Below are 400 nucleotides of genomic sequence, written 5' to 3'. Positions count from 1 at the left end.
CCTTCGCCTGCCAGTCCTTGACCGACAGTTTTCCGCTAGCCACGGAGTCCACCGAGTCGAGCAGCGCGGTTTTCATGTCGATGCCGGGTACGGCCTTGGCGGACTTGAATCCACCGATAGTCGACTTGAGGCCTGGCTCATCGTAGACGGTATAGAAGGGTGCCACTTCGGCCGGCAGGCCCTTTGTTCCGGTCTTGGTAGGCATTGCTGCACCAGCCTTGGCGAATAAGCCAGTGGCCTTGTCGGAGTAGAGCCAGGCGATGAAGGTTTTCGCCGAGGCCTTATTCTTCGCGCCACTGGGGATCCACACACTCTCGATAAAGCTAGTGAGGTGCCGGTCTTCCTTCTTCATGGCCGGCACTGTCGTGAGCCCCCACGCGAAGCCTGCGCTGCGCGGAGC

General features: G+C 60.5%; 1 protein-coding gene. It reads right to left on the bottom strand.

Features of this window, described 5'->3' with window-relative positions; translation table 11 throughout:
- Positions 1 to 352 (bottom strand): hypothetical protein (locus tag ACLFKU_RS44320; RefSeq protein WP_410853465.1); only part of this gene is annotated, 352 nt, incomplete at its 3' end.
- Positions 353 to 400 lie beyond the last annotated feature (48 nt).

The sequence above is a fragment of the Paraburkholderia sp. EG304 genome (assembly GCF_046543485.1).
In the GTDB taxonomy this organism is placed as follows: domain Bacteria; phylum Pseudomonadota; class Gammaproteobacteria; order Burkholderiales; family Burkholderiaceae; genus Paraburkholderia; species Paraburkholderia youngii.
The sequence above is the reverse complement of the archived record's forward strand: the minus strand, read 5'-3'. Positions and strand labels throughout refer to the sequence as shown.